A 15,527-nucleotide genomic window follows, 5' to 3' on the forward strand; every position below is an offset into this window, starting at 1 on the left:
CTCCTACGCGGTCCCCCCGCTCCGGCGTGCCCGGACCGCCGAGACGCTCACCCAGCCGAGGCCCGCCAGGGCCAGCAGCGCGATGACGCCCTCGGGCAGCGGGCCCATCCGGGTGGCGGGGGTGAGCGAGGAGCGCAGCGGGACCTCGTCGACGAGCGCGTCGGGGGTGAACATCCCGGTCTTCTCGACGATCGTGCCGTCCGGTCGGATCACCGCGCTGACCCCGCTGGTGACGGGCACGACGACGGCCCGGCCGTGCTCGACGGCCCGCACCTGGGACATGGCCAGCTGCTGGTAGGTCATCTCGCTGCGGCCGAAGGTCGCGTTGTTGCTGGGCACGGCGATCATCTGGCCGCCGTGGGTCACGGTGTCGCGTACGGCGTCGTCGAAGGCGGCCTCGTAGCAGGTCACGAGCCCGACCTTCGTGCCCGCGAGGTCGAAGACGCCGACCTCGCCGCCGGGGACGAACTCGCGCTGCACCCGGTCGACGTCCTCGCTGAAGAAGCGGGCGACCGTGCGCATCGGCATGTACTCGCCGAACGGCTGGATGTGCCGCTTGTCGTAGGTGTCGACGGGGCCCCGGTCGGGGTCCCACTCGATCAGGGTGTTGCGCAGGCTGTCGGAGCCCTTCTCGACGACCGAGCCGACGACCGTGGGGGCGCCGATCGCCTTGACGGCGTCGTCGATGACCTGGCGGGCGTCCGCGTTGAGGTAGGGGTCGAGGTCGGAGGAGTTCTCCGGCCACAGCACGAAGTCGGGCTGCTTCTCCTTGCCCGCCTTCACGTCCTCGGCGAGCTGGGTGGTGCGCTTGGCGTGGTTGTCGAGGACGGCGCGGCGCTGGGCGTTGAAGTCGAGACCGAGGCGCGGCACGTTGCCCTGGATCGCGGCGACGGTGGCCGTGCCGTTCTCCGCCGAGTCGTCGACCAGGGGCAGTGCGGCGAGGGCCCCTGCGATCGGTACGAGCACGCTCGCGGCGGCCCCGGCGACGGCGGCGCGCGGGATCTTTCCGGTGCTCCGGTACGCGGCGAACTGGCGCACGGCCTCGTGGAGCCCGAAGCCGCACAGCACGACGGCGAAGGAGAGCAGCGGGGTGCCGCCGAGCGCGGCGAGCGGCAGGAAGGCGCTCTCGGACTGACCGAAGGCGATCTTGCCCCAGGGGAAGCCGCCGAACGGGATCCGGGCGCGGACCGCCTCGTCCAGGACCCAGACCGCGGCCGCCCACACGGGCCAGTACGCGAGGCGGCTCACCGCGGCGATGCCCAGGCACCCCACGGCGATGAAGAGCGCCTCCGCGGCGGCCAGGGCCAGCCACGGCACCGGGCCGACGTCCTCACCGGTCCAGTGCAACAGCGGCAGCATGAAGCCGAGGCCCGTCAGGAGGCCGAGGCCGAAGGCGCTCCGGAGCCTGCGCCCGTGCAGCACCCAGCCCAGCAGCGCGAATCCGGGCAGCACGAGCCACCACAGGGGCCGGGGCGGGAAGCTCGCGTAGAGCAGGAGCCCGGACAGCACGGCGGCGGCCGGGCGGAGGAGCCGCGGCAGCAGTCCGGCGGCCCGGGGTGCTGCGGCGGGCGGCGGGTCGTCGACGGGAGTCATGGTGGCGCTCACCCGGCGGAGTCTACGGTGGGCGGCTGTGAGCGGCGGCGTTGACCTGCGCGGGACCGGGACGCGGGCGGCTCCGCCCGGCTCCGCGGCGGCGCGGGGCGACGCGCTCAGTCGCCGGGCCGGTTGCCGGGCCGGTTGCCGGGTCTGTTGCCGGTGGCCGGCAGGTGCAGGCGCTGCCGGATGAACCGTACGGCCGTCTCCGCGTCGTCGACCGTGACCGTGAAGACCCGTCCGTCGCCGAGGCGCAGGGCCATGCCCTCGCCCTTGCGGACCACCACGGCGGTGCCCTGCTCGGGGCGCCAGCGGTAGCCCCAGCCGCCCCAATGGCGCGGGTTGATCCGGGGGACGAAGTCCGCGCCCGTCACATGGCTGAGCAGGATCCGGCGGCGCGGCAGCCCGGCGTGGCCGCAGCGCACCTCCAGGCTGTCCCCGTCGACCTTGACGGACACATGGACGAAGGCGAGCGTTCCGAAGAGGATCAGGAGTCCGGCGGCCAGGCAGCCGATCACCGACATGAGCAGCGGGGCGATGCCCGAGGTCCAGGCGCCGTCGACGGCGAGCTCGATGCCGAGCGCCACACAGCCCGCGCCCGCGAGGGCCAGCAGCCACTGGATGCGGTTGGTGGCGCGGCCGTTCCACTCCGTGGGCGGCGCCTGGCTCGACCCGTGCCTCGCACTCTCGGGGTGGTCCGTCATATTCAGCAGCGTAGCCGCGTTCCGGGCTCCCGGCCGGGGATGCGCAGGGCCGATCGGGCGAGAAGTACGGTCAGCGGACGGGGGCGGCGGCCAGGATCCGGCCCTCGGCGTAGGTCAGGGCGGTTTCCGGGAGGGCTCCGGGGCGGCCGCCCAGGAGCACGGTGAGCGTGCCGGAGGGTTCGGCCGTCGGGGCGGGGTCGGCCCCGATCCGGCGCAGCGCCTGGGCGGCGACCGCTCCGGCGGAACCGTGCAGGGCGAGCGGCGGGCGGCCGGGCCGCTGGACCGCGTCGCGGATCCGGGTCGCGACCAGCTCGTAGTGGGTGCAGCCGAGGACGACGGCCCGGACGTCGGGCGGGGTGAGGGCGGCGGCCGCCGCGACGGCCCGGTCGATGCCGGCCTCGTCGCCGTGCTCCACGGCGTCGGCGAGCCCGGGGCACGGGACCTCGGTGACCTCGGCGGAGCCGCCGAAGTCCGCGATCAGTCCGCGCTGGTAGGGGCTGCCGGTGGTGGCCGGGGTGGCCCAGATGGCGACGGAGCCGCCACCCGCGGCGGCGGGCTTGATCGCGGGGACCGTGCCGATGACCGGCAGGGCGGGCTCCAGCTCGGCGCGGAGCGCCGGCAGGGCGCGGACCGAGGCGGTGTTGCAGGCGACGATCAGCGCGTCGGGCCGGTGGGCCGCCGCGGCGCGGGCCACGGCCAGTGCGCGGGCGGTCACGTCCTCGGGCGTGCGGGGGCCCCAGGGCATCGAGCCGGGGTCGGAGGAGAGGACGAGTTCGGCGTCGGGCCGCAGGCGGCGCACGGCGGCCGCTGCCGCCAGCAGGCCGATTCCGGAGTCCATGAGCGCGATCTTCACCCGGTCACCCTAGCCGACAGCCCTTGCGGACCGGGCTCAGTGGGGCAGACTTCGGCGGATGAGCGCCGTTGCCTGGATCGCCGTGGGTTCGCTGATCGCGTGGGTGTGGCTGCTGCTGGGCCAGGGCTTCTACTGGCGGACGGACCAGCGGCTCCCCCGGCGCACCGACCCGGCCCGCTGGCCGTCGGTGGCGGTGGTGGTGCCGGCCCGCGACGAGGCGGAGATGCTGCCGGTGAGCCTGCCGTCACTGCTGGTCCAGGACTATCCGGGGGACGCCCGGATCATCCTCGTCGACGACTGCAGCAGCGACGGCACCGGGCAGCTGGCCCGGGACCTGGCCGCGCGGTACGGCGGGCTGCCGCTGACCGTGGTGTCGCCCGGGGAGCCGGAGCAGGGCTGGACCGGCAAGCTGTGGGCCCTGCGGCACGGGATCGCGGTGGCCCGGCGGGACAAGCCGGACTTTCTGCTGCTGACCGACGCGGACATCGCGCACGAGCCGGACAGCCTGCGCGATCTGGTGGCCGCGGCGGGCTCCGGGGGCGAGGGCGGCTTCGACCTGGTGTCGCAGATGGCGCGGCTGCGGGTGGAGAGCGTCTGGGAGCGTCTTGTGGTGCCCGCGTTCGTCTACTTCTTCGGGCAGCTCTACCCGTTCCGCCGGGTGAACCGGGCCGGGTCGCGGACGGCGGCGGCGGCCGGGGGCTGTGTGCTGCTGCGCACCGAGGCCGCCGAGCGGGCGCGGATCCCGGAGTCGATCCGGCAGGCGGTGATCGACGATGTGTCGCTGGCGCGGGAGGTGCGGCGCAGCGGCGGCCGGATCTGGCTGGGGCTCGCGGAGCGGGTGGACAGTGTGCGGCCGTATCCGCGGCTGGCGGATCTGTGGCGGATGGTCGCGCGGAGTGCGTACGCGCAGCTGCGGCACAGCCCGCTGCTGCTGGCGGGGACGGTGCCGGGGCTGCTGCTCGTCTACGTGGCGCCGCCCGCGACGCTGGTGGCGGGGGTGCTGACGGGTGACGGGGCGGCGGCCTGGGCGGGCGGCGCGGCGTGGGCGGTGATGACGGCGACGTACCTGCCGATGCTGGCGTACTACCGCCAGTCGCTGTGGCTGGGCCCGCTGCTGCCGCTGACGGCGGTGCTGTACCTGCTGATGACGGTGGACTCGGCGGTGCAGCACTACCGGGGGCGGGGCGCGGCCTGGAAGGGCCGTACGTACGCGCGCCCGGAGGCCGCGCCCGACCGGTGAGTCCGTTCTCAGGCGGGCGGCCGGTCCGGGCGCGGCGGGGGCGGGTCACTTGCGGCCGGGCGTCCAGTTCATGCCCCAGCCGTAGGCGGCGTCGATGGTGCGCTGGGGGCTGATGCCCCGTTCCGGGACGAGGTAGCGGGCCTCGCGCTGGACGGTGAGGTCGCCGCCGTCATTGGTGATCAGGGCCAGGGCGCAGACGGTGGAGGGCACGGTGCACTCGTCGAGGGAGAAGTCGATGGGCGCGCCGTTCTGCGGCTGGAGGGTCACCGTGGCGTGGAGGTCGGCGAAGCTCCGGGCGCCTTCGTAGATGGTGACGAAGATCAGGACGCGCCGCAGCAGGTTCTTGTGGTCGAGGTTGATGGTCATGTTCTCGCCGGTGGAGAGCGCGCCGGTGCGGTCGTCGCCGTCGAGATGGATGAAGGGCGGCGCGCTCAGCGAACCGAACGCGTTCCCGAGTGCCTGCACGACTCCCTTCCGGCCGTCGGCGAGTTCGTACAGCGCGCAGAGGTCGAGGTCGAGATCGGCGTGCATGGCGACGGCCCGGCCGAGCTTCGCCCCCCAGCCCTTGAACTGCTTGCGGACCTCCCAGTTGAGGTTGACGCGCAGCGCGCCGGAGGTGCCGCCCTGCTTGGCGAGCGAGACGGAGGGCGCGCTCTTGGTCAGCGTGACCTTGGTGAGCCGTACGGGGGCCGGGGCGGGCGGGGCCGGCGGCATGGGGGCGGGAGGCGCCGGGGTCTGCGGTGCGGGCGGGGCGGCGGGGGCCGGGGCGGCGGGCCATGGTTGCGGCGACGGGGCGGCCGGGGTCTGCGGTGCGGGCGGGGCGGGCGGTGCGACCGGGGCGGGTGCGGCCTGCTGCGGTTCGTCCACGGAGATGCCGAAATCCGTCGCCAGGCCTTCGAGGCCGGTGCTGTAGCCCTGCCCGACCGCGCGGAACTTCCACACGCCCTGGCGCAGATACAGCTCACCGAGGATGAAGGCGGTCTCGACCGTGGCGTCCGTGCTGTCGAAGCGGGCCAGCTCGGCGCCGTTCGCCGCGTCCGTGATCCGTACGGAGAGTCCGCTCACCCGGCCGAACGTCCCGCCGTCCGCCGAGGCCGCGACGACGATGCGCTCGATCCCGGGCTCGACCTTGCCGAAGTCGACGAGGAGAGTGTCGGTGACGCGGTCGGCGGCGGTCTGCTTGCCCTCGTGCCGGACCGCGCCGGACGCGTGGGCCGGCTGGTTGTAGAAGACGAAGTCCGCGTCACTGCGGACCTTGCCCGCCACCAGCAGGAGCCCGGAGGCGTCGACGTCCGGCGTGCCCGGCGCGGTGTGCCATCCCACCGCGACGCGCACGGTGCCGGCCGGCACCGGAACGTTGGTTCCCTTTTGCATGGTCATGCTCGCCCCCATCACGAGTCCGGCTGCCCGCAGGCCTTCCCCACAACCTAATCCCCGACCTCCCGTGCGGAGCGCCGCACCCACCCGGGGGTCCGCCGCGGATCCTGCCGCACCGACTCCGCTTCCACGGCGGCATCGCATGATGATCCGTCACTTCCCTTTCCAGGAAACGGAGTGCGATGGCCGGAGGACAGACTGCGCGGGGCCGCGTTGCACACCGAGGCGATACGGCATTTCACGGAGAGACGGGGCTGCCAGGAATTCGGGCCGTCGGACGATGATCGAAAGAACTCCACTTCGGCGAGGTCGCGGACGCCCGTCCGCTCGGGCCCCGCCCAGGCGGTGTGGGCCTGGGCGACCGGCGGAAAGACCTCTGCCGTTAACGAAGGCTTTAACGATGCTTTGACGAGCCGGGAGCACAGAACCAACGTAAAACGGATAACCCAAAGATTGGGGCTCCCCATCCAGCTCATCGTGGGCTTAACTTAGGTGGCATGACGTCCCCCCGCTCCACCTTCGGCGGCGGCTACTACGCCGCGTCGTTCCCCGACACTCCGATCTACGACTCCTTGGTCGCGGAGCGGGGAACCCCGCAGATCGCTCCCATCCGTGTGCCGGCCGCCTATGACACCGGCAACAGCTACCTGCCGGCCCTGCCGTCCGCGCTGCCGGCGCTGCCCGCGGCCCCGTCGCAGCAGTCCGGCTCCTACGGCTACCCGCAGCAGCAGCCGATGATGCCGCAGTACCAGCAGGCGCCGATGCAGCAGGCGCCGATGCCGTCGGCCCAGCTGCAGCACGCGCCCGCTCCGTACATCCCGCAGCAGCCCTCGGCGGTCCGCGGCTATCCGCAGCAGCCTCAGCCGCAGCGGCCCGCGCCCGCCACCGGGTACGAGGCGATGCGCCCGGCCTCGCCGCGGCCCGCGCCGGCGCAGTCGCCGTACGAAGACCCGTACAACCGGCCGTACCAGAGCCGGGGGTACTGACCGACGACTCCGGTACGGCGAGGTGCGCCGGGGGACGCACCGGGGCAATCCGCCCACGCCCAGGGCACATGGGTGTGCGGCCGACGCCCCGGAAAACCACGCCTACGGAGTCCGGAAGGTGCTGGCAGGATGGGCGCATGAGCTTTCCCGTGCTCCGGTCCGTCCACATTCATCCGGTCAAGTCGCTCGCCTCGCGCGCCTGCGACACGGTCGCCGTCGAGCCATGGGGACTCGACGGCGACCGCCGCTGGATGCTGATCGACAAGGCGTCCAGGGCCGTCACACAGCGTCAACAGCCGTCCATGGCGCGGATCTCGGCCGAGATGCTGCCGGGCGGCGGGGTGGCCCTGTCCGCACCGGGCCACCCGACCCTGCCGGTGGCGACGCCGCAACCGGGCCGGACGCTCACCGTGGAGCTGCACCGGGACACGCTGGAGGTGGCGGAGGCGCCGGGTGACGCGCACGACTGGCTGAGCGCGGTCCTCGGTACGGAGGTCCGGCTCGTGCATCTCGACGATCCCGCGCACCGCAGGCCCGTCGATCCTCTCTTCGGCCGGCCCGGCGACGTGGTCTCCTTCGCCGACGGCTACCCGCTGCTGCTGACCACCACGGCCTCGCTCGCCGCCCTCAACGCCCTGGTCGCCGAGGGTGACCGGCCCGAGGAGGGCCCGCTGCCGATGGACCGCTTCCGGCCCAACGTGGTGATCGGCGGGACCGAGGCCTGGGCGGAGGACGACTGGCGGCGGATCGCCGTCGGCGAGGTCGTCTTCACGGTGGCCAAGCCCTGCGGCCGCTGTGTGATCACGACGACCGACCAGCACACCGCCGAGCGGGGCAGGGAGCCGCTGCTCACGCTGGCCCGTCACCGCCGGTTCGGCAAGCAGTTGGTCTTCGGCCAGAATCTGATCCCCGAGGGGACGGGAGTGATCCGGGTCGGGGACCCCGTCCGGATCCTCGATCGATAAAATCGCCGCAAGAGGCACCGGGGGAAGGGGGCGCGGGCGTGTGGGTGCTGTGGGCGCTGCTGCGCGGGCGGGGCAGTCCGCTGCGTCGTGCCACCGACCGCCGCGAGGCCTGGGTGGCGCTCGGCGCGCTGCTACTCCTCGTGGTCGGGGCCCCGGCCGCCGGCTGGGCGGGCGGGGCGGTCGCCGACGCCTCCCTCCAGCGATCGGTGCGCGCCCAGCACGCGGAGCGGCACCCCGTCGACGCGGTCGTGGTGGGCGGGCTCTCGGAGCGGGAACGGTTCGCCGGTGATCCCGAGGGCGGCTCCGAACGGGCCGCGCGCACCTGGGTGATGGCCTCCTGGCAGGCCCCGGACGGCAGTCCGCGCTCCGGAAAGGTGGCCACCTCCTCGCGGCCCGGCACCCCGGGGGCCTCGGTGCGGATCTGGACGGACGCGACCGGTTTCCCGGTTCCGCCGCCGATGGACGGGCGCACCGCCCGCACCCACGCGGTGCTGGCCGGCATCGGTACGTTCCTGCTCGCCGCCGGATGCGTCGAGGCGGGCCGCCGGCTGACCGTAGGACGTATGGTGCGGCGGCGGTACGCGCGGCTGGACCGGGAGTGGGCCGCGGCCGGTCCGGACTGGGGCAGGGCGGGAACGAGCGGCTGACCACGGCCCCTCCCCCGAGCGGAGACGACCGGAGACGAGCGGAGACGACGGGACCCGACCGGAGATGACCGGAGCCGGCCTCCGGCAACATCGCTCCGCGGGGCCGACTCGTCAACTCCCGCCCCTCACGCGCGCTACGGTGGTCCGACCCCGTCCGCCTCCCCGGCGACGGACGGACCCGAGGCAGCGCACAGCACGAGGTGGGGGCAGAGCAACTCCATGGCACAGGGCACGGTCCAGGTGACGCACACCGGAACATCGCGATGGCGCCGCCGCACGGGCGAGTACGCCTCCCTCTCCGCGGCCCTGGAGGCGGCAGCCGACGGCGACGTCCTCACCGTCGCGCCCGGGACCTACCGGGAGAACCTCGTCGTCCACCGCGCGGTGACGCTGCGCGGCCCCGAGGGCTCGGTGGGTTCCGTGCGGATCGCGCCGGTCGACGGCGTACCGCTGACCGTGCGCGCCTCCGCGGTCATCCAGGACCTCCATGTCGAGGGCCAGGACTCGGCGGCTCCGGCGCTGCTGGTCGAGGACGGCACGGCGGAGCTGACGGACCTGCGGATCGTGACACGGTCGGCCGCGGGCATCGAGGTGCGCGGCGCGGCCCGGCCCACCGTGCGGCGCTGCACGGTCGACAATCCGGCCGGGGTCGGCATCGCCGTGCTGGACGGTGCGGGCGGTGTGTTCGAGGAGTGCGAGATCGTCTCGGCCGGCCAGTCCGGGGTCTCGGTCCGCGACGGGGGCCATCCGCGCCTGGACCGCTGCCGGATCCACCACGCGTCCGGGGCGGGCATCGGCGTCACCGGTGAGGGCAGCGGTCTGGAGGCGTTCGGCTGCGAGGTGTACGAGATCAAGGGCAGCGGTATCCAGGTCACCGCCCGCGCCTCGGCCCATCTGACCGACTGCACGGTGCACCGCACCTCGGCGGACGGCGTCACGCTGGACACCGACGCGGTGCTGACGCTCGCCGACTGCGACATCCACGACATTCCGGAGAACGCCGTCGACCTGCGGTCGCGTTCGGTGCTCACCCTGACCCGCTCCACGGTCCGCCGCTTCGGCCGCAACGGGCTCTCGGTCTGGGATCCGGGGACCCGGGTCGACGCCAACCAGTGCGAGATCCACGACAGCACCGGCGACTATCCGGCGGTCTGGGTCAGCGACGGCGCGACGGTGATACTGGACGCCTGCCGGGTGCACGACGTGCCCGACGCCCTGTTCGTCCTCGACCGGGGTTCGCGCGCCGACGTGGTGGACAGCGACCTCTCCCAGATCCGTAACACCGCCGTCTCCGTGAGCGACGGGGCCACCGCCCAGCTGGACGACTGCCGGATCCGGGAGGCGTCCACGGGCGCCTGGTTCCGCGACCACGGCAGCGGCGGCACGCTGAACAACTGCACCATCGACGCCGCCCAGACCGGCGTCATCGTCACCAAGGGCGCGGATCCGACCATCGAGCGCTGCACGGTCACCTCGCCCGCCGAGGCGGGGTTCTACGTCTCGGCCGAGGGTCGGGGCACCTTCGACAGCTGCCGGGTGACGGGCAGCGAGGGCTACGGCTTCCACGTCATGGACGGCTGCCGCACCACGCTCACCCGCTGCCGTACGGAGCGGTGCGCGCGGGGCGGTTACGAGTTCCCCGAGGGCTTCGCCGGGCAGACGGGCGACGGGGCCGGGGGCTCGGGCCCGGTGGTCACGGACTGCACGAGCGACGAGAGCGGTCTGCGTACGGCTCCGGCTCCGGCCCCCGCCGTGCTGACGGCCACGCAGTCGACGCCCGGCCTGCTCAACACCATGCCCGGCCAGCGGGCCGTGGAGCCCGAACCGGTGGCTCCGGCGGCGGAGCCCGCGCGGGACTCCTCGGCGGTCCTCGGCGAACTGGACGCGCTGGTGGGCCTGGACAGCGTCAAGCGCGAGGTGCGGGCGCTCACCGACATGATCGAGGTGGGCCGCCGCCGTCAGGAGGCCGGGCTCAAGGCCGCGTCCGTCCGCCGTCATCTCGTCTTCACCGGCTCCCCCGGTACGGGCAAGACCACGGTCGCCCGGCTGTACGGGGAGATCCTGGCCTCGCTCGGGGTGCTGGAGCGCGGCCATCTGGTCGAGGTGTCCCGGGTCGACCTGGTCGGCGAGCACATCGGCTCGACGGCGATCCGGACCCAGGAGGCGTTCGACCGGGCGCGCGGCGGCGTGCTGTTCGTCGACGAGGCGTACGCCCTCTCCCCCGAGGACTCCGGCCGGGACTTCGGGCGGGAAGCCATCGACACCCTGGTGAAGCTGATGGAGGACCACCGGGACGCGGTGGTCGTGATCGTCGCGGGCTACACCCACGAGATGGAGCGGTTCCTCACCGTCAACCCCGGGGTGGCCTCGCGGTTCTCCCGGACCATCACCTTCAGCGACTACCTCCCCGAGGAGCTGCTGCGGATCGTCGAGCAGCAGGCCGAGGAGCATGAGTACAGCCTGGCGGAGGGCACCGGGGAGGCGCTGCTGAAGTACTTCACCGAACTCCCCAAGGGGCCCGCCTTCGGCAACGGCCGCACCGCCCGGCAGACCTTCGAGTCGATGGTGGAGCGGCACGCGGGCCGGGTCGCCCAGCTCGCCGAGACGAGCACGGACGACCTGACCCTGCTCTATCCGGAGGACCTCCCCGAGCTGCCCTTCTGAAGCCCCTCCCCCGGCCGGACCGGCTCGCTGCCGGTCTGCCGGGGCACCAGCGGGCCCAGTTCGTCGAGGAGGGCGGCGCGCTCCTCGGCGAAGGCCGGGTCGGCCTGGTAGTCGGAGTGCCCGAGGATCGGTTCGGGCAGCGGGAGCTTCGTGGTCCGCCCGTAGGCCAGCGGGTCCTTGAGCGGGCCCCGGTCGACGCCCGGGTCGGGGTCGGCGCAGATGCGGACGGGGCCGCCGATCGGGTCGGTGGCCCGCCACAGATTGCGCCAGCAGTGCACCGAGCGGTGCAGCCCGAGCAGCGGGTCGGGGCCGAAGTAGGCCGGGAACCACCGCCCGTACAGCCGCTCCAGGGGCGAGCCGTAGGTGAGCAGCGCGACCCGGCGGCGGGTCGCGTCGGGCAGCTGCCAGACGGCGGAGGCGGCGAGCACGCTGCCCTGCGAGTGGCCCGAGATGACGAGCCGGCCCCGGGGCGTGGTGGTCGTCCAGGCGGACATCCGGGAGGCGAGGTCGGGGACCGCGCGCTCGGCGTAGCACGGGGGCGCGAAGGGGTGGGCGGCGCGCGGCCAGAAGGTGCCCACGTCCCAGAGGATGCCGATGGTGCGGCGGGCCGAGGCGTCCTTGTAGGCGCGGCGGCCGCCGGCGACGAACAGTATGAAGCCGAAGCCGATCAGCCAGGAGCCGGTCGACTGGGCGGCCTCGGCGAACGATTCGAGGAGCGGCCCGCTCCCGTCGGCGGCCCGGCCCGGCACCTCGTCGCTGCGCCAGGAGCCGGCGATCGCGCCCGCCCCGAGCAGCAGGGTGGCGGCGGAGACGACGCCGACGATCCAGGGGGCGGAGTCGGTGAGGGCGGCGGTCGCGCGGATCCGGGCGATGCGGCGGGTACGGCCCGCGTCGGGCGGTTCGGGGGCGTACTCCGCCTCGACGACCGGGCCCAGGCGGCGGGCGGTGCGCGCGGTGCGGACGACCAGCACCAGGACCGGGACGAGCAGGAGCAGCAGGAGCACCGGGATGACGGAGGCCTGCCAGCTGAGCAGGACCGGTGGCCCGGCGATGTCGGTGCCGTGGCCCATGCCCGGGGTCCCGGACCCGTCGAGCCAGTCGGCGACGCGCTGGGCCACGCCGCCGGTCATCACGCCGCCGAGGGCGCAGGCGAGCATCGCGACCGCGGGGCCGCCGAGCCCGTACAGGATGGTGCGGGGTTCGGGGGTGCGCCGGTAGAGGCCCCGGGCGACCACGGCGAGGGCGACGACGAGGACGCCCTGGCCGAGGGCGAGGAGCCGGAAGGTGGTCTCGCCGGGCAGGCTGCCGGAGGACTGCCAGTCCGGGCGCGACCAGGACGCGAACAGGACGGAGAGGGCGAGCAGGGCGAGGGCGGAGCCGGGCAGATAGGTGATGAGGGCGGCGTCCAGCCGGGTGTCGCGGGTGCGTTCGCTGCGGCCCCGGCGGCAGACGACCCAGACGACGACGAGCGCGCACAGGGCGATGCCGCCCTCGACGGCCGCGCCGAGGAACTGCGGCACCGTTCCTCCGGCGCCGCGGTCGTGGCGTGCGGCGGCGCCGGCGACGGCCGCGGCGACGGTGAGGAACCCGGCCGCGGTGTGGGCGGCACGGAGCCGGGCGACGAGCCGGCGGCCGTACCAGAAGCCGGGCCTGCCGAGCGCGGGGCGCACCGGGGCGGGCGGCCGGACGGCCCCGTCTCCGTCCGGGTCGGGTGCGCCGGGGCCGTGGGCCTCCTGCGAGCCGTCGGGGTCGTGGGCGTCGATCTCGCCGCCGTCCAAGGGGCGTTGGGCCTCGTACGCGCTCCAGGTCCGGTTGGAGAGATACCACAGGAGTCCCACCAGGGCCGCGGGAACGAGGGCCGCCAGGGCGAGGCGGCGGCCGGGCTGGGACCACCAGCCGCCCTGATGGGCCGACAGGAAGCCGAGCCAGGAACGGCGTTCGGCGCAGGCCTCGGCGCCCGCGCACTGCCAGGCCAGCAGGTCCAGGGCGACTTCGCAGGCGGCCGCCGTGAGCAGCACGGTGAGGCTGAGCGCGACGAGCCGCACCAGGACGCCGTACAGCCGGACCGCGCGGGTGCGGCCGGTGGCGGTCGGGCGCATCCAGTGGGCGAGGTTGACCACCATGAACGGCAGGAGCAGCAGCCACAGGGCGCGGGAGCCGTTGCCGGAGGTGAGGCCGGACCAGCAGTACGCCTCGGCGACGGGCTCGTCCCGGTAGCGCTCGGGGTGCTTCTCGCCGTGGGCGTCCTCGGTGCGCCGGTACACGGCGGCGGTCGTGTCCCCGGTGACCCGGACGGTGCGGGGGTCGCCCAGCATCTCCTGCGGGGTGGCGCCGCCGACGCCGTGAACGAGCAGTTCCAGTGCGGTCCCGGTGTGCTGCGGTGACGGGGCGGCAGGCGGGTGCGGGGGCGGGGCGGCAGGAGCCAAGGCGGACTCTCTCTCGGGCGCGTCGGCCTCGCGGCCGACGTGGATGTGCACAGGAGCGGGTGGGGCGGGGCCGGGACGCCGTGGGCTCCGGGCGTGGTGACCCGCCGGACGGTCCCCAGGATTACGGGCACGGGGCGGGTGCGTGAGCGGTCTCACGGAATCTCCCCAGGTGATACGCCGGACATGCCTGCGTGGCAGGATGAGCGTGTCGCGCAGGCCGCTGCGGACCGTACGGCAGAGGGAAGGACCGGACCCGGCGTTGAGCGAGAATCAGAACCTGCTCGCGGAGCAGCGCCGTGCGCTGATCCTCGACGAGGTACGCAGGCGTGGCGGGGTCCGGGTCAACGAGCTGACCCGCAAGCTGAACGTCTCCGACATGACGATCCGCCGGGATCTGGACGCGCTGGCCCGCCAGGGCGTCATCGAGAAGGTCCACGGCGGTGCGGTCCCGGTCGTCGAGGCGAGTACGCACGAGCCCGGGTTCGAGGCGAAGTCGGCGCTGGAGCTGAGCGCCAAGGAGGACATCGCGCGGACGGCGGCGGCGTTGGCGGTGCCCGGCAGCGCCATCGCGCTCTCGGGCGGGACGACGACCTTCGCGCTGGCCCGCCATCTGCTGGACGTGCCGGATCTGACGGTGGTGACCAACTCGGTGCGGGTGGCGGACGTGTTCCACGACGCGCAGCGTCCGGCCGGGGGGCGCGGCGCGCGGCCCGGGGCGGCGACGGTGGTGCTGACGGGCGGGGTGCGCACGCCATCGGACTCGCTGGTGGGGCCGGTCGCGGACCGGGCCATCGACTCCCTCCACTTCGATGTGCTGTTCCTCGGGGTGCACGGGATCTCGGCCGAGGCCGGGCTATCGACGCCCAATCTCGCGGAGGCGGAGACCAACCGCCGTTTCGTCCGGGCGGCGCGCCGGATCGTGGTCGTGGCCGATCACACCAAGTGGGGCACGGTGGGCCTGAGTTCCTTCGCCGCGCTGGAGGAGGTCGACACGTTCGTCACGGACGCGGGACTGACGCCTCGGACGCGCGCGGAGATCGAGGAACATCTGCCGGGTCTGCTGGTGGCGGGCGACGATCCCGCGGAGGCCTCGCCCGTCACCGAGGGCTGACGCGGGTCCCGCTCGTTCCGTTCGGCTCGCCGCGGGGCGGTCGGACACCCCATAGGATCGGGCTGTGGCCGTCTTCCGGATCGAGCGTTTCTCCCCTCTCCCCGCAGCCGAGGCCTGGCGCCGGGTGACCGACTGGGAACGGCACGCCGCGCAGGTGCCGTTGACCGCGATCTCGGTGCCGACGGGGCTTCCTTCGCAGCTCGGGACGGTCTTCGTGGCGCGTACGGGGCTGGGCCCGCTGGCGTTCGACGATCCGATGGAAGTGGTGCGGTGGACGCCGCCGGCCGGGGGCCGGGCCGGGGTCTGCCTGCTGGAGAAGCGGGGGTCGGTGGTGCTGGGCCGGGCCTCGATCGACGTGCTGCCCACGGATTCCGGTTCCCATGTGGTCTGGGTCGAGGAACTGCGGGTGCGGCTGGTGCCCCGGTGGGGTGATCCGCTGCTCGCCTCCACCGGGCGGCGGATGTTCGGCCGGGTCCTGGACGCCCTGCTCGCCTCCCCCGGCGACCGGTAGAACCGCGGGAGCCATCGGCGACCGGCAGGAGCGCCGGAGCCGCAGGCGATGTGACCGTCACACGATTGACTCGTTTGTCGGTATGACATCCCGCCACGGCCCCGGAAGGCACCCATTTCATGCCGATCCATCAACCGCAGCAGCGGACCGACGTACGCCCCGACCGCACGGGCGTGCAGCAGGCCGAGGCCGCCCTCGTGGAGCACTACCCCCGTCTGGTGCGGCTCGCCTACGTCGTCCTGCCGCCGGCGCTCGGCCGGCACCGCCGGGTCCTGGCCGCCCACGCCCTCGTCCAGCGGGCCCTGCCCCCGGCCGGAAGCAGGGTGCGGAGCCCGCGCGTTCCGGCCCAGTCCCGCCGGTCCGGCGCTGCGGCGGGTGCGGAGCCCGCACCCGCCGCGGGGCAGGACCGGGGCCCTTCGGGCGCGGCGTACGGGTGGGTGCGGCTGCGGG

The 15,527-nt window shown here is 74.2% G+C and carries 12 protein-coding genes and 1 pseudogene; 8 read left to right on the forward strand and 5 right to left on the reverse strand.

Features of this window, described 5'->3' with window-relative positions; translation table 11 throughout:
* Nucleotides 1-3 precede the first annotated feature (3 nt).
* The 3 genes from lnt to G3I54_RS31270 form a co-directional block, all read right to left on the reverse strand.
* Nucleotides 4-1,593, reverse strand: a complete 1,590-nt coding sequence (lnt, locus tag G3I54_RS31260; protein ID WP_164619564.1) for an apolipoprotein N-acyltransferase — start codon at nt 1,591-1,593, stop codon at nt 4-6.
* 116 nt (nt 1,594-1,709) lie between these two features.
* Nucleotides 1,710-2,297: a hypothetical protein gene (locus tag G3I54_RS31265; protein WP_164619523.1), complete on the reverse strand. Its 588-nt coding sequence runs from the start codon at nt 2,295-2,297 to the stop codon at nt 1,710-1,712.
* Between the two features lie 70 nt (nt 2,298-2,367).
* Entirely contained in the window at nt 2,368-3,150 is a 783-nt protein-coding gene (locus G3I54_RS31270) for an aspartate/glutamate racemase family protein (RefSeq protein WP_164619525.1), read from the reverse strand.
* Nucleotides 3,151-3,208: 58 nt separating this feature from the next.
* Here G3I54_RS31270 and G3I54_RS31275 point away from each other — a divergent pair, with 58 nt between their 5' ends.
* Nucleotides 3,209-4,390, forward strand: a complete 1,182-nt coding sequence (locus G3I54_RS31275; RefSeq protein WP_164619527.1) for a glycosyltransferase — start codon at nt 3,209-3,211, stop codon at nt 4,388-4,390.
* Between the two features lie 45 nt (nt 4,391-4,435).
* On the opposite strand, the gene G3I54_RS31280 is transcribed toward G3I54_RS31275, so the two are convergent.
* Nucleotides 4,436-5,782 (reverse strand): TerD family protein, encoded by a 1,347-nt coding sequence (locus G3I54_RS31280; protein ID WP_164619530.1) that lies wholly within the window; start codon nt 5,780-5,782, stop codon nt 4,436-4,438.
* A 482-nt stretch (nt 5,783-6,264) separates the two neighbouring features.
* Between G3I54_RS31280 and G3I54_RS31285 the strand changes: the two genes are divergently transcribed.
* The 4 genes from G3I54_RS31285 (at nt 6,265) to G3I54_RS31300 (ending at nt 11,029) form a co-directional block, all read left to right on the forward strand.
* The gene (locus tag G3I54_RS31285; protein WP_164619531.1) at nt 6,265-6,753 is read left to right on the forward strand and encodes a DUF6643 family protein; all 489 of its coding nucleotides are present in this window, start codon (nt 6,265-6,267) and stop codon (nt 6,751-6,753) included.
* Between the two features lie 137 nt (nt 6,754-6,890).
* Nucleotides 6,891-7,718, forward strand: coding sequence for an MOSC N-terminal beta barrel domain-containing protein (locus G3I54_RS31290; RefSeq protein ID WP_164619534.1), 828 nt, complete (start codon nt 6,891-6,893; stop codon nt 7,716-7,718).
* 38 nt (nt 7,719-7,756) lie between these two features.
* A complete protein-coding gene (locus tag G3I54_RS31295; RefSeq protein WP_164619536.1) occupies nt 7,757-8,365 on the forward strand; it encodes a hypothetical protein in 609 nt (202 codons plus the stop codon).
* Nucleotides 8,366-8,584: 219 nt separating this feature from the next.
* Complete coding sequence (locus tag G3I54_RS31300) at nt 8,585-11,029, forward strand: right-handed parallel beta-helix repeat-containing protein (RefSeq protein WP_164619538.1); 2,445 nt, start codon at nt 8,585-8,587, stop codon at nt 11,027-11,029.
* On the opposite strand, the gene G3I54_RS31305 is transcribed toward G3I54_RS31300, so the two are convergent.
* Complete coding sequence (locus G3I54_RS31305; protein ID WP_164619540.1) at nt 10,996-13,455, reverse strand: hypothetical protein; 2,460 nt, start codon at nt 13,453-13,455, stop codon at nt 10,996-10,998. The genes G3I54_RS31300 and G3I54_RS31305 overlap by 34 nt on opposite strands.
* A 259-nt stretch (nt 13,456-13,714) precedes the next feature.
* On the opposite strand from G3I54_RS31305, the gene G3I54_RS31310 reads away from it, so the two are divergent.
* The 3 genes and pseudogenes from G3I54_RS31310 to G3I54_RS39840 form a co-directional block, all read left to right on the forward strand.
* Nucleotides 13,715-14,566, forward strand: a complete 852-nt coding sequence (locus tag G3I54_RS31310) for a DeoR/GlpR family DNA-binding transcription regulator (RefSeq protein WP_164619542.1) — start codon at nt 13,715-13,717, stop codon at nt 14,564-14,566.
* A gap of 64 nt (nt 14,567-14,630) precedes the next feature.
* On the forward strand, nt 14,631-15,077 hold the full coding sequence (locus G3I54_RS31315; RefSeq protein ID WP_164619544.1) for an SRPBCC family protein: 447 nt from the start codon (nt 14,631-14,633) through the stop codon (nt 15,075-15,077).
* A 119-nt stretch (nt 15,078-15,196) separates the two neighbouring features.
* A pseudogene (locus tag G3I54_RS39840) lies at nt 15,197-15,527 on the forward strand (hypothetical protein); the annotation flags it as partial.

The organism is Streptomyces sp. SID14515 (assembly GCF_010548505.1).
Classification (GTDB): Bacteria; Actinomycetota; Actinomycetes; order Streptomycetales; family Streptomycetaceae; genus Streptomyces; species Streptomyces caviscabies.